Origin of the sequence: Rhizobium sp. R711 (genome assembly GCF_002211365.1) — a bacterium.
GTDB lineage: Bacteria > Pseudomonadota > Alphaproteobacteria > Rhizobiales > Rhizobiaceae > Rhizobium.
Map to the genome: position 1 here is coordinate 58,283 of NZ_LOKZ01000014.1, position 20,776 is coordinate 79,058.

21 protein-coding genes are annotated in these 20,776 nt (G+C 57.0%); 8 read left to right on the forward strand and 13 right to left on the reverse strand.

Annotated elements, in window-relative coordinates:
- Window positions 1-55: 55 nt before the first annotated feature.
- Both ATY80_RS16100 and ATY80_RS16105 read right to left on the reverse strand, forming a co-directional pair.
- Window positions 56-283 carry a hypothetical protein gene (locus ATY80_RS16100; RefSeq protein WP_088693379.1) on the reverse strand — a complete coding sequence of 76 codons (228 nt, stop codon included), beginning with the start codon at window positions 281-283 and terminating at the stop codon, window positions 56-58.
- 520 nt (window positions 284-803) lie between these two features.
- Entirely contained in the window at window positions 804-1,748 is a 945-nt protein-coding gene (locus ATY80_RS16105) for a hypothetical protein (RefSeq protein WP_088693380.1), read from the reverse strand.
- Window positions 1,749-2,032: 284 nt separating this feature from the next.
- On the opposite strand from ATY80_RS16105, the gene ATY80_RS16115 reads away from it, so the two are divergent.
- From ATY80_RS16115 to ATY80_RS16125, 3 genes are all read left to right on the forward strand, one after another.
- On the forward strand, window positions 2,033-2,308 hold the full coding sequence (locus ATY80_RS16115; RefSeq protein WP_088693382.1) for a hypothetical protein: 276 nt from the start codon (window positions 2,033-2,035) through the stop codon (window positions 2,306-2,308).
- Between the two features lie 233 nt (window positions 2,309-2,541).
- The gene (locus tag ATY80_RS16120) at window positions 2,542-3,114 is read left to right on the forward strand and encodes an isochorismatase family cysteine hydrolase (protein ID WP_088693383.1); all 573 of its coding nucleotides are present in this window, start codon (window positions 2,542-2,544) and stop codon (window positions 3,112-3,114) included.
- A 295-nt stretch (window positions 3,115-3,409) separates the two neighbouring features.
- Window positions 3,410-3,652, forward strand: a complete 243-nt coding sequence (locus ATY80_RS16125) for a hypothetical protein (RefSeq protein ID WP_088693384.1) — start codon at window positions 3,410-3,412, stop codon at window positions 3,650-3,652.
- 231 nt (window positions 3,653-3,883) lie between these two features.
- On the opposite strand, the gene ATY80_RS16130 is transcribed toward ATY80_RS16125, so the two are convergent.
- Window positions 3,884-4,987 (reverse strand): flavodoxin family protein, encoded by a 1,104-nt coding sequence (locus ATY80_RS16130; protein ID WP_088693385.1) that lies wholly within the window; start codon window positions 4,985-4,987, stop codon window positions 3,884-3,886.
- Window positions 4,988-5,344: 357 nt separating this feature from the next.
- On the opposite strand from ATY80_RS16130, the gene ATY80_RS16135 reads away from it, so the two are divergent.
- The 3 genes from ATY80_RS16135 to ATY80_RS16150 all read left to right on the forward strand — a co-directional run bounded on the left by ATY80_RS16135 (window position 5,345) and on the right by ATY80_RS16150 (window position 9,739).
- Entirely contained in the window at window positions 5,345-8,383 is a 3,039-nt protein-coding gene (locus ATY80_RS16135; protein WP_088693386.1) for a GAF domain-containing protein, read from the forward strand.
- Window positions 8,384-9,194: 811 nt separating this feature from the next.
- The gene (locus ATY80_RS16145; protein WP_088693388.1) at window positions 9,195-9,395 is read left to right on the forward strand and encodes a hypothetical protein; all 201 of its coding nucleotides are present in this window, start codon (window positions 9,195-9,197) and stop codon (window positions 9,393-9,395) included.
- A 47-nt stretch (window positions 9,396-9,442) separates the two neighbouring features.
- Window positions 9,443-9,739 carry a DUF982 domain-containing protein gene (locus ATY80_RS16150; RefSeq protein WP_088693389.1) on the forward strand — a complete coding sequence of 99 codons (297 nt, stop codon included), beginning with the start codon at window positions 9,443-9,445 and terminating at the stop codon, window positions 9,737-9,739.
- A gap of 215 nt (window positions 9,740-9,954) precedes the next feature.
- On the opposite strand, the gene ATY80_RS16155 is transcribed toward ATY80_RS16150, so the two are convergent.
- From ATY80_RS16155 to ATY80_RS28620, 6 genes are all read right to left on the reverse strand, one after another.
- Window positions 9,955-10,146 (reverse strand): hypothetical protein, encoded by a 192-nt coding sequence (locus tag ATY80_RS16155; protein ID WP_088693390.1) that lies wholly within the window; start codon window positions 10,144-10,146, stop codon window positions 9,955-9,957.
- Between the two features lie 162 nt (window positions 10,147-10,308).
- Window positions 10,309-10,611, reverse strand: coding sequence for a hypothetical protein (locus tag ATY80_RS16160; protein WP_088693391.1), 303 nt, complete (start codon window positions 10,609-10,611; stop codon window positions 10,309-10,311).
- Window positions 10,612-10,616: 5 nt separating this feature from the next.
- Window positions 10,617-10,826: a hypothetical protein gene (locus ATY80_RS16165; protein ID WP_088693392.1), complete on the reverse strand. Its 210-nt coding sequence runs from the start codon at window positions 10,824-10,826 to the stop codon at window positions 10,617-10,619.
- Window positions 10,827-11,036: 210 nt separating this feature from the next.
- Entirely contained in the window at window positions 11,037-12,011 is a 975-nt protein-coding gene (locus ATY80_RS16170; protein WP_088693393.1) for a DUF3618 domain-containing protein, read from the reverse strand.
- The gene (locus ATY80_RS16175; RefSeq protein WP_088693394.1) at window positions 12,012-12,428 is read right to left on the reverse strand and encodes a phage holin family protein; all 417 of its coding nucleotides are present in this window, start codon (window positions 12,426-12,428) and stop codon (window positions 12,012-12,014) included.
- Window positions 12,421-12,972 (reverse strand): nutrient deprivation-induced protein, encoded by a 552-nt coding sequence (locus ATY80_RS28620; protein ID WP_141105565.1) that lies wholly within the window; start codon window positions 12,970-12,972, stop codon window positions 12,421-12,423. Before ATY80_RS28620 ends, ATY80_RS16175 begins: the two co-directional genes overlap by 8 nt.
- Before the next feature lie 349 nt (window positions 12,973-13,321).
- Here ATY80_RS28620 and ATY80_RS16185 point away from each other — a divergent pair, with 349 nt between their 5' ends.
- Together ATY80_RS16185 and ATY80_RS16190 are read left to right on the forward strand one after the other, a co-directional pair.
- Window positions 13,322-14,392, forward strand: a complete 1,071-nt coding sequence (locus ATY80_RS16185) for an ROK family protein (protein WP_088693404.1) — start codon at window positions 13,322-13,324, stop codon at window positions 14,390-14,392.
- 194 nt (window positions 14,393-14,586) lie between these two features.
- On the forward strand, window positions 14,587-14,748 hold the full coding sequence (locus ATY80_RS16190) for a DUF1328 domain-containing protein (RefSeq protein ID WP_088693405.1): 162 nt from the start codon (window positions 14,587-14,589) through the stop codon (window positions 14,746-14,748).
- A 72-nt stretch (window positions 14,749-14,820) separates the two neighbouring features.
- Here ATY80_RS16190 and ATY80_RS16195 read toward each other — a convergent pair whose 3' ends face one another.
- From ATY80_RS16195 to ATY80_RS16210, 4 genes are all read right to left on the reverse strand, one after another.
- Entirely contained in the window at window positions 14,821-15,903 is a 1,083-nt protein-coding gene (locus ATY80_RS16195) for a PAS domain S-box protein (RefSeq protein ID WP_088693396.1), read from the reverse strand.
- Window positions 15,904-16,186: 283 nt separating this feature from the next.
- Entirely contained in the window at window positions 16,187-16,564 is a 378-nt protein-coding gene (locus ATY80_RS16200; protein WP_088693397.1) for a response regulator, read from the reverse strand.
- Window positions 16,565-16,576: 12 nt separating this feature from the next.
- Window positions 16,577-19,666 carry a CheR family methyltransferase gene (locus ATY80_RS16205; protein ID WP_088693406.1) on the reverse strand — a complete coding sequence of 1,030 codons (3,090 nt, stop codon included), beginning with the start codon at window positions 19,664-19,666 and terminating at the stop codon, window positions 16,577-16,579.
- A gap of 572 nt (window positions 19,667-20,238) precedes the next feature.
- Window positions 20,239-20,553: a hypothetical protein gene (locus ATY80_RS16210; RefSeq protein ID WP_088693398.1), complete on the reverse strand. Its 315-nt coding sequence runs from the start codon at window positions 20,551-20,553 to the stop codon at window positions 20,239-20,241.
- Window positions 20,554-20,776 lie beyond the last annotated feature (223 nt).

Genomic DNA, 20,776 nt, shown 5'->3' on the forward strand with positions numbered 1-20,776 from the left:
CTGCGTAGAGCCGCAGCAGAATGTGACGTCGTAGCGCCGTCCGGTGTCAGGGGTTTCAAACGTAACCGCCGAGCGCCATTAAAACCGCGCCGACTGCGATAACGGCCAGGGCCGACCAGTTCTGTGATATACCGAAGAACCTGAGACCTTGTCGCCGCGGCTCGAGCGTAGCGCCCCCTTGCGGCAGCCGGTGCGGATCACTCGGTCTTTTGTTGAGCGCTGGCCGAAACAGGACAAGCGTCCCGCCGATCATGAGGGCGGCACCAATGAGGATTGCCCACATCGTCGCCTCCTTTTTCGTAAGGAAAGATACTGACTAAACCAGATGCAGGCTGGATAGTTCCGAAGCGGCAAGGGAAGAACGGATCGCCTCTGGCACAATTGCTCGTGAAAGAGCGTTCCCAAGCTTCTCCTTTTTTGCACCTCGGCAGCCTGGCGACCCGTCTCACACGATTGCTGGCTTTCGCTTTCGTTTTGGTAAGAAAGAATGGCATTCACCATCGAAACGTTGGACGACTGGCGGCCAATTGGCATCTTTATTGTTCGCACAAGTGCATTGACAGGACGTATTCAGATCGTCGGTCCGCCAAAATGAAAATAAACCGCCTTTTGATTGCGTGTCGCTGCTTTGCAGCGCTCACCATTATGGTTGGCGTTTCGAAACCAGCGCGTGACGGCTCGGCTTATGCGTCAGCGAATTTGCGTGGTTTAGACGTCCTTGATGGGGGCAAGGTGACGGCAAGGTTATCGTCACAGGCAACCTGATCAAGCCACGTCTCGAGTTCGCAGTGGCAAGCCTCTTTCTATCGATGTCCAACCAAAGAGGTCGGCGGTATCGCTTCAGAGCGACCAACGGCGCTCGCGACGACGAGATCTTCTTGCTCGTCACGCTGTCTGCCGCCCAATGCTGCCGCGGCCGACGAAATAAAGGCGCCAATCAGCAGCGAAAGAGAGCCGACGAGCGCGGTGGTGGCGGCAGCCTTTCTCGCCTTGTCGACCGCCGCTTGGGCCGCCGTCTTTGCGTCAGCGATTTGTTTGAGGATTGCATCGACCCTGTTGCTGGCGTCTGCCTCGGACAGGCCGGTGCGAGCCGAAACGATACCGGCAATATAGGTCCTGTCGGCTTCGGAAACCTGACCGTTCGCCGCGCTCTGAAGCAGGATCCTGGAGATTTCGGTGCTGGCGGCACCATCGTCTTCACGCGCTCTTCCGCTTGGTTGCTGGGGACGAAGTAGGGCATCGGTGAAATAGGCGGTGGAAACGTCAACGGGATTTCTTGTCGCCATGCTCGCGGCTCCCGCGACGCCTGCCGTGCTGACTACGTTGCCCGCCGCAGTCGCGCCGGCACCTGCAAGCGACGTAAGCGAGGAGGCCAGAAAACCTGCTACAAACAGGGTCGCCAAGGCCCAGGCGATAAAGCCGTGCGCCGTATCACGGAAGAAAATCTCGTCGGTGTGGACCGCCGTCCATTTCGTGCGCATGCGCCCGGTCAGATAACCGCCCAAAGCTGAGGATAACCACTGAACGACAATCAGCCAGATTGCCGCGGTTACCCCAACTGTCGCTGCTGAACTGCTTTCCCCTGACCAGGGCGACACCATTGTCAGTCCCATGCCGGAGCCCAGCAACAGGAGGATGAGCGTTATGCCAGTTGCTGCAACGGCACCGCCGATGATCGGAGCCCAAGCGAGGGCGGACTTTGAAGATTCGGTTGGCATGATGCTGCCTTCGCCTTCGCTTAGCGACATGCCGGCCTCCTATCGCATGAACAGGACGAGAAGAATGACGATCGGCAGGGGAACGCCGAGAAGCCAAAGAAGTAAGCCGCGACCCATTGAAAAACCTCCTATTAGGCCATTTCCGAGCTCCGAACGTCCGGCCAGGGACATTGTTCCAGCGTCGGCTCTGCTCTTTTCGAGGCCAAGCGGCGCTCCAAGGCTCGCGCCTTCCAGCAACCCACACCTTCATGACGACGCCCCGGGAACAATGGCGTTCGAAAAACATTTCTCCTCGCCAACGAAGGAGGTACCAAATGCAATTGATCGAAACCCATGTGGGCACGGTGACGGATGGAAAGCTCTCGGTGGAGTTCGTCGGGGAGGGCGGTGAACTTGTTTCTGTCCGAATGATCGCCGACGACGAAGGCCTCGACCATGACAACGCCGTGCGCCGCGCCAAGGAAATCCTTGTTCAACTCACAGCGTTTGGAAACGAGTTCGACGAAGCTACTCAGTCGCTACGAGCCGATCTGTTCGACGATCCCACACTGCAAGGTGAGGCATCGGGGGAGCGTGGGAAGATCGCGTGACGATCAGACAACATCTGCCCGCAAAGTAACGAATAAGACGTCAGGCGCGGGTTGGACTAACGCTTGAAAGGAGCGCAACGCGAAGCTCCGAGCGCGGGAAAACAGATCGTGTGGACCGCCGAAGAAAATGACGGGCTCGGCCGGGAAATACATCGAGACTGGGCAAGGCAAGACAATGATGTCTGGAACTCCCGGTTCTGCGCTCAGTTGGATGGTGACGTGAAGGAGACCTGATGGGAAGCTGGGTCCACCTATGCATCGACATGCAGCGAATGTTCGCAGAGCAGACGCCGTGGCATGTCCCATGGATGGCAAGGGTTTCCCCCGAGATTGTCGAAGTCGCGGCCAGACATCCCGAACGCACTGTATTTACGCGGTTCATTCCTCCGACGACTGCCGAGGGGATGCCCGGCATGTGGAAAGCCTACTACACGAAGTGGGATATGATGACGCGAGCAAAACTGCCTGTGGAATTGCTCGATCTGGTAACCGATCTGCGGCGATTTGCACCGCCTGCCAGGGTCTTTGACAAAAGCACATATTCGCCTTGGATCGGTGGTCATCTTCACCGGACGTTGGTGGCCGAGCACGTCGATACCCTTGTGATCACCGGTGGCGAGACTGACGTGTGCGTGCTTGCCGCTGTGATCGGGGCAATCGATCTCGGCTACTGTGTCATCGTCCTGAAGGACGCGGTTTGCAGCGGAGCTGATTCCACCCACGACGCTTCTCTCGCATTGCTTGGCCATCGCTTCTCGGTACAGGTAGAAATCGCCACAACTGAAGCTTTCCTTTCAGAACATTGACGCCCTTTTGTTGATCGATCCCCACAGGTGTGGAGCTGCTGAGAAGGAAGATGAGCAGAACTGCTGACATAACTGCGCCGTTTTGCGACCGCTTCGACCGAGATCTTAGGCCCGTGGGCGCGCTGAATTTTGCACTGGCGGGGCCATCTGCAGGCAGGATTCACGTTTGTTGTTCTCACCGATCAGGAGCCCTGGCCGGAGCGTGAGCAGTACGATATCGTACCGGCGTTATTGATTGACCTCTAATTTAGAGCAATTAGGATCCAGATGCTCAATAGATTTCGGAGGTAAGGAAATGCTTGTTCGACGTATCAGAGACACCGAAATGGCGATGCTCTCACGATCCGTGCAGACTTGGTACAAACACTATAAGGCGAAGCCTGATGCGCGAGCATCCGAAATGCTCTGCAGCGCTGTTATCGATCTCTTCAACAACGGCCATCATACCCAGGAAGAGCTGACGTCCATATTGATCACACGCTATCCGGGACCCACCGCGATGCTGACCAATTCTCCCACCTCTTCTTCGGTCCATTGAGGGGGCATCTGCCGACCAGAAAAAGGCGAAAAGCCGGGCGACGAGCTTGGACGGCTTTGGCGACCCGGCTCTGAGATGCCGGGCCGCATCGCATGCGTGTCACAGATGTCATCGAAACAAAGTTCAACCGTCCAGACCGTTCCAAAATGCCACTCATCGGCGCACTCAGCGTCGAACTCCGCAGCGCCCCACTCAACCTGGAAGGCGAAGCGCGAAGACACTCGCGCAACCTCATTTTTGACGAGGTTGCGTCAGAGCGGCACCGGCCGATACAGATCCACTGTGCGCGCGCGCCACGACCGCTTCATGAAGCGTGCGGGCTGCATTGCAAACTTCCTCCTGAAACGCCTGGTCGCTTTCGAAGGACACGTGACTGGTCGCGTAGGGTTCATAATAGCCAATATAGCGGTCGATCTCAGCCAATGCGCCTGCGGGGATCAGCTCCATTGACGTCAACCAGTCCGCCAGGCTGCGCCGCACATTTTCGGCGCCTTCCGTGTCACCGTGGACGATGACGGAAAACAGCCGCCCTTGAAGATGACGGGGGTAGTCCCAGCCATTCATCTCGATCTCCTTGGCTTCCTTAGGGTGTTTCCCATGGGTGGTTGTCGGATCGGGATTTCCGCCATCCGCGCAGACGAGGCGATCAATCATGAGCTTCAGCGGCGAGGACGTCTGATACCAGTTGACCGGGGTAACGATCATAATGCCGTGCGCTTCCACCCATAGCGGATATATTTCGTTCATCCAGTCCTGCACCTGCCCGAGCGAATAGTTCGGATAACATGAGCACGGCCAGTGACAGAGCGCCGCCGACGTAGAGAAGCAGGCCTTGCAGGGATGAATGTGTCGCCCATATTCCGACGCAAGTCTGCTGAGATCGAGCACCTGCACTGTTACATTCGCTTCGCGCTCCAGCACCGACCTTGCGATCTCGACGATACGGAAGCTCTTCGACAACTCGCCCGGACAGGTGTGTTCGCTTCGTGATGACCCGTTGATCAGAAGAAATCGGCGTGGCCCCGTTCGATCCTCGTGGCGTGCCTGCGCCAGGGAAACAGCGTCGTGCGTGGCGATCCAGTCCAGCGAGAGATCGTAGTCCGGGTCTGCGAAACCCTTGCCCGCCTTTCGCGTCCTTGGACTCTTTCGGGAGTGTTCGTAAGCATCCCACGCAGCCGAAGCAATCTTTGCAAGTTCCGCGCCAAGCGATTGATAGGCTGTGTCCTGGAACTGATTGAGAAACCGTCGCTTGAACTCGGTTTCGTCGAGCCGCGGGGTGGGACTGCCGGTTCGTGGCTCGAGGTTGGCTAACGATTGGACTGGGTGAGCGGACATGGCAGCTCCTTGAAAACAACCAAAACGCTTTCGAGGCCCCGCCGTTCCCTTCTGTTACGGTGCGGAGCCATCGCGGCAAGCTAGATAGCCGGATTCCTGCCGTGTCGACAGCGCTAGCGGACCCTCGCGTCGCTATTCGCGGCCGTGTTTGCACGGTGCGCCGAGGCTTCATTCTTGAGACGACAATCTCGCCATGCAACCTGTTGGTTCGCAGACGCCGGGCGCGCGCCGAATGGTTGGCTTCATAAAGCGCTTGCCGGCGTCGTTCGAAGTTAAATCCGATCTTGCTGGTCGAAATTCGGCTCCTGGGCTCTAGATTGTTTTTGGTCGCTGCAACCAGCGCAAAGGCGCGCAAACATGAACGACATCTTAGCAGTCGCTGCGACGACATCGGACGCAAGTTTCCATCGCAGCAAGGACTGGCTCGAAGGTCAGAAGGAGGCTTTCGAGGCGGTCATGAATGGCGCGCCGCTCGCCCAATCACTTGATGTCCTCATCAAGGTTGCTCTATCGCAAGTCAAGTCCATCGTGCGTTGCGCGTTCTATATTGCGAATGCCGCAGGTAGCGAACTCACCCATGTGACCGGCATGCCAGCCTCTTACGCGCGTCTGGTCGAAGGTTTCGAAATTGGGCCAGAGTTTCTTGCGTGCGTTCTCGCCATGGGCATTGGCGAGCCGATGATAACGCCGGACGTGGAATGCGAACCTCGATGGCAATCGTGGCTATGGCTGGCGAGAGACTTTGGCTTCCGTGGATGCTGGTCTTTTCCCGTCCGAACGTCCGGTGGAAAACTGGTCGGCACGTTTGCCCTTTACTTCGAGGCGCCCCGAGAGATCACTGACGAAGACAGGGAATTGGCAGACCACCTTGTCAAAACTGCCTCGATGATTATCGCCCATCATCAGAGCCAGGAACAGATCAGAAAAGAGCTGGAAGACGCCAAACGACTTCAGACGATCAGCCTTGAACTCATTCATGATGGACGCCACGACGCCCTCTATCAGACCATTCTTGAAGGCGCAGCCGCGATAATGCGTTCCGATTTCGCGAGCCTGCAGGTGCTGCATCCCGATCGCGGTGAAAGTGGAGAACTCAGCCTTCTCGCGCACAAGGGGTTCACCGACGCCACAGTGCGTTCCTTTGAGTGGGTCCGAGTAGATTCTGCCTCCATTTGCGGCCAGGCTCTTCGAGCTGGCGGTCGGGAGGTTGTTTATGATATTGATTCTGCCGATACAATGCGCGGCACCGCGGATCTAACAATCTACCGGCAGGCCGGCATCCGGGCGATCCAGACAACTCCGCTCTATTCCCGCGCCGGCGCCGTCATCGGCATGTTGTCCACACATTGGGCCAAGCCACATGTGCCGAGCGAGCGCGAGTTCCAGCTTCTTGATGTCGTCGCGCGACAGGCAGCGGACGTCATGGAGCGGCAGAAGGTGGAGGCTGCGTTACGCCAAAGCGAGGAGCGACAGGCGTTCCTGCTGATGCTCAGCGATACATTGACGCGACTGGATGACCCGCTGGAAGTGATGAAGGCAGCATCACGGCTGCTTGGCGATCATATATGTGCTGACAAAACAGTCTACGAAGAGATCGTTGCGGAGAAGGGGAAGCTGAGATTACAGATCCATGCACAGCACGTTCGGCGCGGGCAGCCTTTTCCGGCGCAGGCCGACTACGACGCCGTGTCGCGAGGGTGGGTGGGCGATACTCTTCGCCAGGGACAACCCGTCGTCGTAGCGGACATATCGGCTGATCCGCGGCTTGCCGAAGACGTCCGTAAATCCTGGCTGCTGGCCGGGACCCAGGCAATCGTGGTTGTCTCCTTGCTGAGAAATGGGCGTGAGGCGGTCAACTTTGGCGTCCAGCAAAGCGGGCCGCGAGCCTGGACGGCGGCAGAGGTCGCAATTGTCGCAGAGGTGGCGGAACGCACCTGGGCGGCTGCGGAAAGAGCGAGAGCGGAAGCGGCCCTGAAACGAAGCGAGGACCGTTTTCAGCGCTTCGCCGCTGCGTCTCGTTCCGCCATCTGGATCCGCAACGCAAGGACCTTCGACTTCGAATATGCGGGACCCGCCATCGAAATGATCTACGGCGTCAGTCCGGAGACGGTGATGAAGGACGAACGTGCGCTCGGTGCATGCATTGTTCCCGAAGAGCGCGACGTGGTGTCCAAACGGGTTGCCCGCGTTGCCCAAGGTGAATCGATTGTGCAGGAGTATCGCATCCAGCGATCTTCGGAGGACGAATTAAGATGGATAAGAAGCATCGGCTTCCCGATCTATGATGAGAACGGCGATGTAACACGCATCGGCGGCATTGCCGAGGATGTGACGGAGGCAAAGCGGGCAATCCAACACCGGGAGGTTCTCCTGGCAGAACTCCAGCACCGCGTACGAAATATCATGGCGGTCATCAGAGCGATAAATTGCAGGACAGCCGATAGTGTCCTTACAGTCGAAGAGTATAGGGACGTGCTGGCTGGCCGGCTTGAGGCGCTTGCGCGCGTGCAGGCGCTTTTAACGCAATCCGCCAGCCAGGAAATATCGATCGACAGTATTTTACGCAGTGAAGTTGGTGCAAAAGACAGCCATGCGCATCAGTATCGTCTGTCGGGACCAGACGTGCATTTGTCCGCAAAAGCTTGCGAGGTCATCACTCTTGCGCTTCACGAGCTTTCTACCAACAGTTTGAAGTATGGGGCCTTGTCCATGGCCAAAGGACGGGTGGAAATTTCATGGAGGGTCATGGAGCGAAGCGGAAGGTCATGGCTCTCGTTTGAATGGTCGGAACTCGGGGGGCCGCCAGTTTCAGCTGCCCGAAGGCGCGGTTTTGGCACGGAACTGATCGAAGACAAGATCCCATACGAACTGACGGGTCACAGCACGATGACCTTCGAACCCGAAGGCTTCCGCTGTCTGATCGAGTTTCCGTTAAAGGCTGGTGACAGTATTCTTGAGACCGGCGCGCCCAAACCGGCAGGGTTTGTCGCAGAAGCGCTGGATGCAGGTAGATCGGGGACGCTGACGGGGCAAACAGTGTTGGTGGTTGAGGATGACTTTCACCTTGCCGCGGATACCGCAGGGGCGCTTCGCGATGCCGGAGCGGTTGTCTGCGGACCCTATGGCAACGAGGATGTCGCGCTTCAAGCGCTCAACGAGGGTGGCATATCCCTGGCCTTGCTCGACATCAACCTGGGTCGGGGAGCGTCTTTTGTTATCGCCAAGGCCCTCGCTATGCGAGACATACCGTTCCTCTTCGTGACAGGCTACGACGACGATGTCATCCCTGGCGACTATCAGGATGTCGCGCGCCTTCAAAAACCCGTTCAGCGTCAGCAAATCATATTGGCGATGGCAGGGCTTGCAGCGGCAGGAAGCAAGACTGACGTGTTATGAAGGAACACCGCGGCTTGTTGTTGCGCGTTCCTTCGATGCTGGCCTTCAATCTCGGATGGCTTTAAGAGGCTGCCCAAGGCAATTGGGCGTCTCACGACAATTGCCTTCGCAGATCACGGACCGACACATAGGAAAGGAACGTGCCAAGGTCGCGCTCTGCACCAGGCAGGCACGTCTGACGCCGAATGCGGCTCTTATTGACACGCACGCATATCGGCATCGCTCGGCATTTTTTTCGAATTATCAGATCAACGCTGGAACCGTTCGGCTGGAGCATTGTTTGAAGGGCGTGGATGTGATCGCTGCCCTTAAAAACATCCATTATTGCAAGGCTCCGCGTCTTAAAGCGGGGCCTTGTTCAGGATCACCTCAAACATCAGGCTTTTCGGCATCGCAGAGCGACGATGATACAGAGCCAAGCGACCTGGCACCGGTGTGGAAAGTGGCGTCTCGGCAAGGCACCGGGAATGCTTCTCTTCCGACGCACGTACGCCATTTTTCTCTTCGCATTTGCGGTAATTGTCATACAATTCAAAATGCTAAAAAAATACAGAAATCAGTTGCTTGGGCGCATCTTCTCATCTAGGGTTTGGGACCAGAGGAGTTCTTTTTCCCACTCGCAATGGCTGCTGATTTGGCCTACGGTCAGACGGAGGAATGATGACCTAGTCTAACTCAAGATGCTTCTTCGGGCGGCAGATCACGCGTATCATTCTGTCCGGTTCCATACCGAGGAGGCTCGCCCTCTAGCATCGCAAATCTTTCATCCCATCTTGCTAATACTGTGCCGCATCGCCTGGGAGGGACCGTTATGCAAAAGCAAGCTGTCGTCTTTAACGGTCAGGAAGTCGGAATTGTCATTCCTGCCGAAGACCGCCTAAAGTTCATCGCCGTCCGTTTCCATGTCATCGGCTTGGACAACAGGCTGTTTGACACTGTGACTGACGTCAGGCGCGCCATCACGGAGCACCTTGCTGCCGGGAGCGCCCCAAGCGCAGTGCCGTGGCACTGAGATCAATCGAAGCGAAATTGAATGCAACACCAGACGAGGAGTAGGACATGGCTCTCGACCCGTTCAGCGCGTCACTTTTTGCGCAGCGAAAATATTTCATTCAGGAAATAGCCGGCCTCGACGACGTCTTCGACTTTCTTGACGAATGGCCCGCCAATAAAAGGGACGTCAGCTACGAGCGGATCGTCAAAGTGATGCGCGATGCTGCGTGTAAGCGGTTTCCAGCGTCGCTCGCAAGGGAGAGCTTCCGGCATTTTCTCGCCGATCAGGGTAAGCTTGTGCGCGGCGAAGACGTATTAAATTTCTTCCGTAAGAAGTCGGATCGCAATATCGGCGGCACTTGAAAGCTGAGGGGAGCGCCTTTTCTTGTGTAGGGTCGAACTGCCGGCAACATCGGTTGCGGGTCTCCAACGATCAAGACTGTTTGTTGGAGACCGGTACCTTGGCTTAATGACGGTTAAACGAACGCCAGCGCTCAGGCGTTCAAGCTGAGCTTGGAAGCTGACCGTCCGACTGCGGGAGGGGGTGCACCCTCAGGAGTCGGTCGGACTACCTCACGTTACTGTGCAACGCCTGTAATCGGATTGACGATAGGACGCTCGCTTTCATCTTTCGCTCCGCGACGCTGTACAGCTGGCGGTGCCATTGAGCCTTGGTCTGCCCTTCCTGCCCTCTCGGGCTTCTCGGCGATTGGCATCACGTCCTTCGGTCGCTTTTGCTCCGGTGTCGCATTGGTGTCGTTCGTTTTCATGTCGATATCCCTCCTACCATCACTCAACACCAACAAGGCGGACTTGTTCCGATTATCAACCGGACGGCCGCGGAGTTATTCCCGCGCAACATCCATTTGGTCGACTGCTTTCCCTCGACTACTGAAAGTGGCGCACCGCAGGCGCCGATGCCACCAGAGGGGTCATATGCGCTCGATAAAGCTCGTACGAACGACGACTTCACCCTTCTTCTGAAGCGACAGCTGCAACTGGTATTTATAGGAAGTCCACCACGCACGATCCACGAGTGCAGTCATCACTTCTATCACCAGGGTGTCATCCGCCATGCCTGTGCGACTATCGCTCCAAAGCTCTTCAGCCGGCGAATACAGATGCAGCCTCACTGCACCGAACTTCTCGGTCAGGTCGCTCTTTATCTTGGCCAGGACGGCTGCCTGCTCTTGCGTGCGATTGAATGGCACGAGCACCTCGACCAGGTAGGACACTGGAACTACTCTTCCTGCTGTTTGACCTTTCCGGCCTCGTCGGGATCGGTGCGTCCGATCAGGATCGAGGAAACGGTCGTCGAGACTGGATCGGATGCAGGGAAGGTGCCTTCGAGGCGCCTTTGAAGCTCGCCCTTGCGCCCACGATCTCGCTGCTCTGCCTTTCCCTGCTTGTACGATTTAACTGCGGGAGAGCTATTTTTACATTGCGTCATGCCGGTTTCTCCGGGTCAGCAGTGAGAGAGCGCTTCGGGCGAAGCCTGGAGCCATGGTCAAGGGCGAGGAAATTGCTCGCAAAAGCGGCCTATCTGGCCGCTTCAGGAAGCGCGCCGCGACCCAGACGCTCCGCCTTGCGCTCATCGTGACATCGAGCCGATCTGCAACAAGGATGTCCACCGTCTTTCCTATATCAGGCGGGCCCCGCGTTAACGCAAATCGCCTGCAGGATCCATCCGTTCGTCCACACCGCTCAGTTGATCCACTTCTTCCGCAATTCGGTTGCGCGCCTCGTCGTGAATGTCACCACCGGCCGATACAACACGATCAGAGACATCCTCAGCAACCTCTGCCGCCTTCCTCAGAACCTTAGAAACCCCAGCCGAGGCCTGTCTCTTTATGTCGTCGGACAGAGCACCCATTTCAGAATCTTCTCGTTGCGTGTAGGGAAGGGTAGCACCAAGGGCTGCTCCCATGGCGAAAGCCAAGGCACCACCGACCAGGGGCTGATCCCTGAAACGCGCCAGCGCGTTTTCGCCGATCTGAGCGCTTGCGCCATAGGAACCTCGACCCGCATCCGCAAGCGCCTCGCCCAATTTGCCCGCCGAATTGGTCACCCGCTGCCATGTGTGGGACGCCCAGCCGGACGCCTGATCGAACAGAACGCCTGCTTCGTCGCGTATGTCCTGGATCTGCTGGCCAGCAGCGTCCGCAAGGCCGCGGAACGTCTTGCCTGTGTCATCAACAAAGTGACCAGCCCGCTTTCCCGCTTCGTCCGTCAACGCCCTATAGCGCGTACCCGCATCGTCAACGAAATGACTGTAGCGCTTGTCGCCATCGGCCTGAACCGGGCCCATGCGGCGGACGTTGCCTTTTACCGTCGCAAGCGGATATTCAACGGTTTCGGCGTAACTTGATAAGGTCGATTTCGGTCCGGTCATGAGCCAGGCAAGGCTGATGCCCATAAGGACGAGAGGGATGGGATTATTCTTCATCGCTGTGCCAAGGTTTGCGACATATTCTCCTCCGCCCGACGACTTGGCATAGGCGATGATCTCATCGACAAGCTGTCCTGGCGACAGCCGTTGTTGAATAGCATCTATCTTTTCTTCGATGCGGCGGCGATCATCGTCGATCTCGCGCTCGATCTGCGCCGTTGTAGGGCTCGTGGGGGTATAGGCCATTTACGTTTTCTCCTTGATGATCTGCGCGTCACGCCGCAGCGACGCGGCGGTGTGGTCGAGCCTCAGACTCTCTTCACGCAGGGCCTGGCGGCCGCGCGCGATCACAGCCCAGGCGATCAATCCAACAACGACCCCGACGATGACGGACGAGAGCACGTCGGCGTTCGGTTCGGACATGCCTTGCGCAATCAGGAAGGCGCTAACAGCCTTCACGAGGGCAGCAAGAAGCACGCCGAGAGCGCCGACCGCCAATACGAGCCCCGCGGCAATGGTTCCCGCTCCAGCCAGGGCTTGCGACATCTTGTCGGAAGCTTCGGCTTTGGCGAGGTTGAGTTCGTTGCGAAAGAGACCGGACAAGTCGGCGAGGAGCCCGGTTACAAGTTCGGTGATCGAACGCTGATCTTGGACACTAGCCATTTGTCCGACCCTCCATGGAGGCTCCGTCGGCGTGGGGTTTGCTCGCGGCCTCGCCGTGGCCTTGTGCCGAGGCCATCAGAAAGCGACTGGCAGCAAAACCTGCAAGGGCGGCCATCCCCAGGAACGCCACAGGCTGCTGCCTGCCGTAGTTCTCCGCTGTTTTAGCAACCTGTCCTATATCCTGATCGTTTATCTGTTCGGAAAGTCCGCGCATGCTAGCGCCAAGGGTTCGCATCAGACGACCGATATCTCGTTGCTCGCCTTGCCCGAGTTCGTCCGCGACCTTGTCCATCGCAACGGCAATCCCACCGAGCTTGTCAGCTATTATATTCTTCTGACGAGAGGCTACCTGCTTTGCCGCGTCGGTCGCGGCAGCAACGTCTTCGCCTACGGCTTCCTTTACGGACTGCACGCCTTCGGAAATTCTTTGGCCCATATCAGGCTTGAGGTCTCTATCGACGGATGCCTGCCCTATGGAACCGGTTGGAACCTGCGGGCTTGCGTTATCGCTTCCGCCATCCGGACCGACGTCTTGTTCAGTCATGGCTATCTCCTGTGAGGGTTTGATCCATATCGCGCCGAACCACGAAGGTTTCAGATAGTTCCCGTTCTGGCGCGGGTTCTTCTTTCTTGCTCTCGCATCGTCGAGACTTTGCGCATATTCGGCTCATCAATGGCTGCGGGTATGCGCCCACCGTTCTTGCGCTGAAATTGCATGCCCACTTTTGCTCTCCTCATTCAGGGCGACGCGACCTGATGGCACTGCGGAGGAAAACGCCACGAAACCGGTCAATTGCCGATCGATTTTTTCGCCCACCAATCTGGCAGGGAGGGCAAGGAACCATATGGAGCAATTGGAGTTTGGAGATGCGCTCAGGACGTCGAAAAACGCGATGCCTAAGGAAATTGCCAGTCCCTTGCTCAATAACGGCGCCACGGTCCTGCCGTCGGTCACTGTCAACTGCTATAATCTCGAGTTGCGCGACGGCAACGGTTTCATCGGCGATCGCGCCAATCGCCAGGCGTTCCAGCAGAAGCTTGAGAATTGTCGGCAACTCGTTTGCAAGGGCGGCAGGGATCCGCTCGGCGATACGGCGACGGAAGAGATGTCGAAAAAACAAATCGATGCTCTGCTGAATGGAAAGAACCTAGAGGCCTCAGCGCTGATCCTCGGAGCAATCGAGGAATACGCTGCAGAATTTGCCTACGTGTTGCAAACATTCCTGAAGGACGAGCGCTGGAAGGAGACCCAACGCATCGTCGTCGGCGGAGGCTTGAAAGACAGTGCCTTTTGTGAGCTTGCGATCGCGCGAGCAATGGTCCGATTGAAAAGTGAGGGGCTGATGATCGAGCTGGTGCCGATTGCCCATCATCCTGACGATGCGGGACTACTCGGCGCGGCGCATCTGATGCATTCCTGGATGCTCAATGGATATGACGGAATTCTCGCCGTCGATATCGGCGGCGCGAACATCAGGGCTGGTGTTGTCGAAACGCGCCTTGAGGAGCACTCGGACCTGTCGAAAGCCCGGGTCTGGAAGTCGCATCTCTGGCGTTACGGGGACGAACCGACGAGCCGCAAAGGGGCTGTCGCGAAATTGACCGACATGCTGGGCAAATTGATCGATAAGGCGGTCAAGGAGAACTTCTCATTGGCACCGCTAATCGGCGTTGCTTGTCCGGGCGTTATCGAAGCGGATGGCTCCATTGCGCGGGGCGCGCAAAACCTTCCAGGCGGGAATTGGGAGCGTGATGGTTTCAACCTCACGAACGAACTTGCCCAGGCTTTCCCCAAAATCGGCAATCACGACACGCTGGTCTTGATGCACAATGATGGCGTCGTCCAAGGCCTGTCGCAAATTCCCTTTGTCCAAGACGTTAAACATTGGGGAATTGTCACCATTGGTACCGGTTTCGGGAATACCAATATGCCACCGGACAAGACTATAAAGAAAAAGGGCTGAGGCGGCAAAGGCAGCCGTCATGAGCCGATGTCGTTCGCGATTTGATAACCATAAAAAAGAACCGAAAGCACCCCACGCTCGGGTCCTCAACGAAGGCTGTTCCTTACGCGCATTCTTACAAAATGCTGGAACCAATACGCGCTCCGGTTTGTTGGAATTCGTCGAATATCTTTGCGAATCCAATGGAGTCGAAAATGCTCTACTATGCCATAGTGTTCTTGGTCGTCGCACTGATCGCCGGTGTTCTCGGTTTTGGCGGGATTGCAGGGGCTTCCGCATCGATCGCGCAGATCTTGTTCTTTATCTTCCTTGCTATCTTCGTCATTTCGCTCGTCATGCGAGCGGCCCGCCGTTAGAGAGGATCGTATGCGCTGAAAGGCTTCCCAAAGGTCAAGCCTTGCGTTCGTCGCCTGGTCGCAGCATCTTCCTCAATTAACCGTGTGGATCGGCACGCGCAGGCGAATAACGAGACCTTCTGATCGCCAGTCACGCGTGATCGAACCGCGCAGCGCGCCTTCGACGATCGCGCGCTCAAGTTGTGTTCCGAATCCACCACCTTGGGGCAAAGCCGAAACCGGCGGGCCGCCGGTCTCGCTCCAGGTGAGGTGCAGCTCGTCGTCACAAGCAATCTCGATGCTGATGCGCCCCTCGGTCGCAGACAGCGCCCCATATTTTACGGCATTCGTCGAAAATTCGTGCAACAGCAACGCCAGAGAGTTCAGCGCCGTGCCCTGGATCGAAATGTCGGTCCCGCGAATTTCGATCCGCTCCCGGCCCGTCTCGCGATGAGCGGCAAAGATCGCCTCCAGAAGAGCAAACAGGCTGGTTGAGGAGCCTGCGGTTGTCGCGCCGGATGGATCGGGAAGTGTCAGCTGCTGTGCCTGGGCGAGCGAAAAGACCCGGCTGCGCAGATCGGCGGCGAGCTCCTTGGTATTTTCGGCGGAACGCTCGCTCATATTGATCAAGGCATTGATCAACGCAAACAGGTTTTTGATGCGATGGTTCATCTCCCTGAGGAGTAGAACCTGCCGCTCGCGTTCGCGACTGCGTTCGGAGATGTCGCGGGCAATCTTTGAGGCGCCGATGATTGCCCCTTGTGCGTTACGGACCGGCGAAACGGTCAGCGAGATATCGATGAGACTTCCATCTTTACGCTGGCGCACGGTTTCAAAATGGTCGACCCGCTCGCCCCCACGCACCTTTGCGAGGATGTCGTCTTCTTCGTGAAGCCGGTCGATGGGGATGACGATCGTAATCGGCCGGCCGATCGCCTCGGCGGCTGAATATCCAAAAAGGCGCTCGGCAGCCCGGTTCCAACTGGTGATGATGCCTTGGAGGGTCTTGCTGATGATCGCATCATCGGAGTTCTCGACGATAGCAGCAAGCCAATTGGCCGATGGTGCTCCTGGTGCGAACTGCTGGTGATCGACACCGGCGGATAGTTCCTGCTTAGGTGTTTCTTCTGGATCCGACGAGATGAAATCCCTGGCATTCTTCTCGTTGCCGTTCATCGCCGCTCGTTCTCCCTTGCTTCCAATCGACGGAAAGTCATGGAAGATTTCCACCTCCTTAGAGCTAGCAGAGATCTCTCTGCCATTGAAGCCCGCAACCTATCCCGAGATATCATGTGTTCACGAATTCGTCGTCTTGCAATAGGTCCGGTGCCTTGTCTTTTGGCGCGGCGCGAAAAATCATTGGTGGCTTGGAACGACTGCCACTCACAGAATTGCTGTAGCAGCGCGTCGCCGTAGAGGCCTAACTCGTTCCGAGACATAAGCCCGCTGATCGGAGGCTCTAGTCGTCTGCAATCATTGTCTTAGGTGCAAGCAGGAATTCGAGCATCGCCACGACAACCTGAAAGTCAGCGAGCTTGGACACTAGAGGGCGATCTTTGAACCGCTGCGGCAGATCACCTTGCACGTAGCTGGTCAGAAACAGGAAGGGAATGCCGCGGCTTGCGAGTTTCTCGGCGACCGGATAACTGTTTCCGTCATTAAGTTGGATATCGAGAACGGCAGCCGCAAGGCCCCCTTCGTCGATGAGCATCAGAGCCTGGCCGACCGAGGGAACCGGGCCCGCAACGTCGTAGCCCTCATTGCGCAAAAGCTGCGCAAGATCAGTGGCGATCAAAAACTCGTCCTCGACGATCAGGATAGAAAGATTAGGTGGCAACGGGGCACCTGACTAGGTTGGAAACCGAAGATGTAGCTCCAACCCTTCACGACGGTAATTTGTTTCTATTTTTCCCCGCAACCGATATTCGATTTCGCCATGAAGCAATTCTGATCCGTATCCTGCCGAACCAGGTTTGGTGACTGGTGGCCCACCGGTCTCGATCCAGCTGATCTCGAGCATCCGATCCTCGAGCGTCCAACTCACGTCCACCCGACCGCCTTCGGCCGACAACGAGCCGTATTTGAAAGCGTTTGTCGCAAGTTCATGTGCGACCATCGCCAGGGATACACAAGGCTGCGGCGCCAATTGAATATCCGGGCCGCGCAGATCGAAGTTCTGATCACCGAAAGGCTCCAACTCGTTGGTGAAGACGTCGCGCACGGAGGCGCTCCTCCAGTTGTGCGACGACAGCATCGCGTAGGCCTTGCCCATGGACTTCAGTCTGTCGAGAAAGGCCTTGCCAAATACCTCCAGGCCAGAGGCTGTCTCCAGATTGCGCTTGGCAATGCTGGCGATCACGACAAGGAGATTTTTCACCCGATGGTTGAGCTCGCTGATCAACACTTTCTGGTGTTGCTCGGCTTCTGCCAACTGCGTGACATCGAGGAGTGTGACAACCACACCGTCGATGGCATCGCCGCCGATCTTATAAGGGATCAATCGAACCAGATGATGCTTTTGCTTGTTGTCGCGGGCGAGTTGATGATCCCGCGACTGTCCACTTTCGAACACTGATTTGATATCGTCCTTGAGGTGCGGATAGTCGATCTGGCTAGACAGGTCCGTTAACGGCCGGCCAACGTCGGTTGTCCTGAGATTGAAGAACGAGGCCGCCGCTGGCGTGAAGGTTCGAATGACGAGCTGACGGTCGAGGAATATCGTTGCGATCTGCGTGCTTTCGAAGAGATTGCGAAGGTCGCTGTTTGCGTGATCCAGCTCTTCCACCTTCGAATTCAGTTCGGCGTTGATGGTCGTCAACTCCTCGTTGAGAGATTGAGTTTCCTCCTTGGACGCTTCGAGTTCTTCATTACTCGATTGAACTTCCTCATTGACGGAAACCAGCTCCTCATTCGAAGACTTCAGCTCTTCCAGGGCTGTTTCGTATTCCTCGATCGTCGACTGTAGCTTTTCTCTGGTATCGCGCAGTTCTCGTTCGAGTTCACGCGTGCTCTCGTTCTGCCCCAGCACCATGGAATTGCTTTCACTGGAGGGTGCTTGTGTCCGGGCATGGAAAACAACCAGATAGAGAGGATCGTTTCCATCACGTTCCTCCATGGGTTCGATCGTGAAGTCGACGAGCAGGATCTGGGCATCCTCGCGCTCCGTTGCCAATCCTTCGCGCCTCACCAGGCTTTGCTGCGTGACACATTCACGCAGCGCCGCCCGTAGCTCGAGCCGCAAACCTTTTCTGGCAAGCGTCAGGAGCTGACGGCTCGGCAGCCCTTGTGGTGTCTCCAGGAATCGACCTGTGCCACCGGAATAATAAACGATCTCACCGTCCGCGTTGACCACGATATGGGCGGGCGAATGCCGCTCGAGGATGCGCGCTTCAACGGTATTGCGCAGCGTCTGCCCGGAGTTGCGCTGCGTGATCGCCGAACCATCTGGAAACATCGCGGAACGGTCATTCCTGGAAAAACCAGGCAGGCGCGGGACCCGGGAAGGATGTTCGCGAGCCTGAAAGATCCGCTGTTTCTTGTCGATCGTGTTGAAGAGCTCGGAATGTGGGCCGATGCTTTCGGAATTGCCCAGAAACAGATAGCCGCCGGGTTTCAAAGAATAGTGGAATGTCGGAATGACCTGTCGCTGTATTTCAGCCCCGAAATAGATGAGCAGATTGCGGCAAGAGACGAGGTCCATGCGAGAAAATGGCGGGTCGCGGATCAGACTATGCGGCGAGAAGACGCACAGCTCCCTGATGTCGTTGGTAACGACATAGCTTCCGCCATCTGTCTTGAAGAAGCGTCTCAGGCGCTCAGGCGAAACGTCCGTGAGCAACGCTTCCGGATAGCGCCCGGCCCGGGCGACGCCAAGTGCCTGCTCATCGATATCGGTTGCGAAAATCTGCACTTTTGGCGGTGCCGACACTTGGTTCAATTGCTCGCGCAACAGGATAGCGATCGAATAGACCTCTTCTCCTGTCGCACATCCAGGCACCCAGACACGAAGCGTGTCCTTGGCGCCCTTGCCCTCGAAAAGCTTTGGAATGACCCGCCCCTCCAGGATCTTGAACGCATCTTCATCGCGAAAGAAGTTCGTCACATTGATCAGCAGATCACGAAAAAGGTTGGTCACTTCTGCCGGTTCTCGTTCGAGCAAGTCGATGTACTTCCTCAATGACCGCACCTGTCTAACCTGCATGCGCCGATGCACGCGTCGGAAGAACGTTTTTGTTTTGTAACCCGAAAAATCGTGGCTCGATTGCCTTGCCAGGATGGTGCAGATTTCCTGGTGCGCCCTTTCGAGCTTGGATTCTTCCAGGCCCTCACTTGGGTGGGCAAGTCCGTCCGAAGTCTTCAGACCGTGTGCAAAGCCAATGAGGCGCCCGGCCATTTCCTCCGCCGGCACCGCAAGATCGGCGACGCCGCTGATAATTGCAGTCCGCGGCATCTCCGGATATTGCGGACCCGATCCGTCCGTTGCCTGGGCGAGTGCAAAACCTCCCGCTTCGCGAATTGCCTTGGCCCCGAGCGTCCCGTCTCCATCACCGCCGGAAAGTATCACGGCAGCACAGTGTTCGGCCCGATCCAGGGCAAGCGAGGCGAAAAAGATATCGATCGGCTTTCGCTCGCGCTTGGCCTCGTCCGGCTTGCGAACCTGCAGCTTGCCGCCTTTGATCGTCAGGATGGTATTGCTCGGCATCACATAGACATGGTCCTTGCGGACGGTCATATCCTGCTCGGTCACGGCGACTGGCAAAAGCGTGTAACGAGCGATGACCTCGTGCAAAAAGCTTTCCCGATCCGGGCTAAGATGCGTCACGACCACGAAGGCCATTCCGGGGTTGGCAGGAACCCGTTCGAAGAATGCCTTCAGCGCCTGTACACCGCCTGCCGAAGCACCAATGCCGACGATCGGGAACTGCAAACCTTCCGACACCAAATATACCTCCCTTTGCGACCGCGCGGCAATTTTAAGCGGATTAATGGACGACCGAAAGCCTTAATGAACGTCACCAGAAAAAATCGCTTGGCCCTTGAATTCGCACGCTCTTGGTGGGCGCCGCTGATGGGGTATGTGCGTCAAGCTCTGCAAATTGGCGACCTCAACGCAGTCTCTCTGGCGAGAGATGCAATAGATTCTGTTAGCACTGCAAGCCACCAGTCGCGGGTTTTCTTGCGATCTCCCGTCGCCTTCAGGAACCTTCGCGAACCGCACGAGTTTCATTGGATGACATGGCAGCCTCGATTCGAAATCTCGCTCAGATTGTCATGTCTCCTTTATGCCCGACTGCGCCCTCGGTCTGCCGCCCAGACCGAGGGCTTTGGCTGTTCGAACCCTCCAATTGGACGAAGGGTGTGGCGAGCCGAAGGAGCGCTGGCCAGGCGAAGCCCGTTAACCGAGGGGCAATTTGCTCTCACTTTGGTGGAGCCAAGTCGTGTCGGAGCCATTCGGGGGATTTTTATGCGCTGCGCGCGCCGGATGCCTTAAGAACCGCCGTGGCTGGCTGCCTACATTGGTTCGCCAGGATCCAATTGCTGGCGAGGGATATCGGAGGGCGGGATGACAGGCGTCGTACCCGTCTCCGGAGCCGGGTGCTCGATAGCCTGGTCGCCCGAACGGGGCGGCTTTACGACGCCACCACATCTGGAGAAATCCCTGTCGCCCTGACCCTGGCGTCTCGCAGCGTTCGGCGACTGCTGTTGCGCTGGAGCCTGACATTCGCTGTGATCAAACCGGATTTGAGTTTTGCCGAGATTTTCGCCGGCGCCTGTCAGTGCAGTCACTACCGCCAGGCCAAGAGCAATCGCGCACCGGTCGGTCATCACGTTTCCTCTCATCGCTTTGTTTGACGATCAACCATAGCCCCTCAACAAAGTTCCACACGCCTCGGTTCGCAAAGGCCCCGTGCCAGCGTGTTTTAGGCCGTAAACTCATAAATTCTCTTGGCGTATTGCGTTCCGCGTGATTCAAGGCTTCCGAATTAGGAGCTATGATGACCCGCCGCCGCTACGAACTCACGGACCACGAATGGTCAATTATTTCGCC

Excerpts from the sequence above, each read along its gene's own strand:
- ATY80_RS16170 (WP_088693393.1), bottom strand. The coding sequence starts at position 12,011 with ATGGCCTATACCCCCACGAGCCCTACAACGGCGCAGATCGAGCGCGAG.
- ATY80_RS16190 (WP_088693405.1), top strand. The coding sequence starts at position 14,587 with ATGCTCTACTATGCCATAGTGTTCTTGGTCGTCGCACTGATCGCCGGT.
- ATY80_RS16130 (WP_088693385.1), bottom strand. The coding sequence starts at position 4,987 with ATGTCCGCTCACCCAGTCCAATCGTTAGCCAACCTCGAGCCACGAACC.
- ATY80_RS16175 (WP_088693394.1), bottom strand. The coding sequence starts at position 12,428 with ATGGCTAGTGTCCAAGATCAGCGTTCGATCACCGAACTTGTAACCGGG.
- ATY80_RS16185 (WP_088693404.1), top strand. The coding sequence starts at position 13,322 with ATGCCTAAGGAAATTGCCAGTCCCTTGCTCAATAACGGCGCCACGGTC.
- ATY80_RS16210 (WP_088693398.1), bottom strand. The coding sequence starts at position 20,553 with ATGACCGACCGGTGCGCGATTGCTCTTGGCCTGGCGGTAGTGACTGCA.
- ATY80_RS16115 (WP_088693382.1), top strand. The coding sequence starts at position 2,033 with ATGCAATTGATCGAAACCCATGTGGGCACGGTGACGGATGGAAAGCTC.
- ATY80_RS16165 (WP_088693392.1), bottom strand. The coding sequence starts at position 10,826 with ATGACGCAATGTAAAAATAGCTCTCCCGCAGTTAAATCGTACAAGCAG.
- ATY80_RS16135 (WP_088693386.1), top strand. The coding sequence starts at position 5,345 with ATGAACGACATCTTAGCAGTCGCTGCGACGACATCGGACGCAAGTTTC.
- ATY80_RS16105 (WP_088693380.1), bottom strand. The coding sequence starts at position 1,748 with ATGTCGCTAAGCGAAGGCGAAGGCAGCATCATGCCAACCGAATCTTCA.
- ATY80_RS16120 (WP_088693383.1), top strand. The coding sequence starts at position 2,542 with ATGGGAAGCTGGGTCCACCTATGCATCGACATGCAGCGAATGTTCGCA.
- ATY80_RS16150 (WP_088693389.1), top strand. The coding sequence starts at position 9,443 with ATGGCTCTCGACCCGTTCAGCGCGTCACTTTTTGCGCAGCGAAAATAT.
- ATY80_RS16125 (WP_088693384.1), top strand. The coding sequence starts at position 3,410 with ATGCTTGTTCGACGTATCAGAGACACCGAAATGGCGATGCTCTCACGA.
- ATY80_RS28620 (WP_141105565.1), bottom strand. The coding sequence starts at position 12,972 with ATGACTGAACAAGACGTCGGTCCGGATGGCGGAAGCGATAACGCAAGC.
- ATY80_RS16195 (WP_088693396.1), bottom strand. The coding sequence starts at position 15,903 with ATGAACGGCAACGAGAAGAATGCCAGGGATTTCATCTCGTCGGATCCA.
- ATY80_RS16145 (WP_088693388.1), top strand. The coding sequence starts at position 9,195 with ATGCAAAAGCAAGCTGTCGTCTTTAACGGTCAGGAAGTCGGAATTGTC.
- ATY80_RS16155 (WP_088693390.1), bottom strand. The coding sequence starts at position 10,146 with ATGAAAACGAACGACACCAATGCGACACCGGAGCAAAAGCGACCGAAG.
- ATY80_RS16100 (WP_088693379.1), bottom strand. The coding sequence starts at position 283 with ATGTGGGCAATCCTCATTGGTGCCGCCCTCATGATCGGCGGGACGCTT.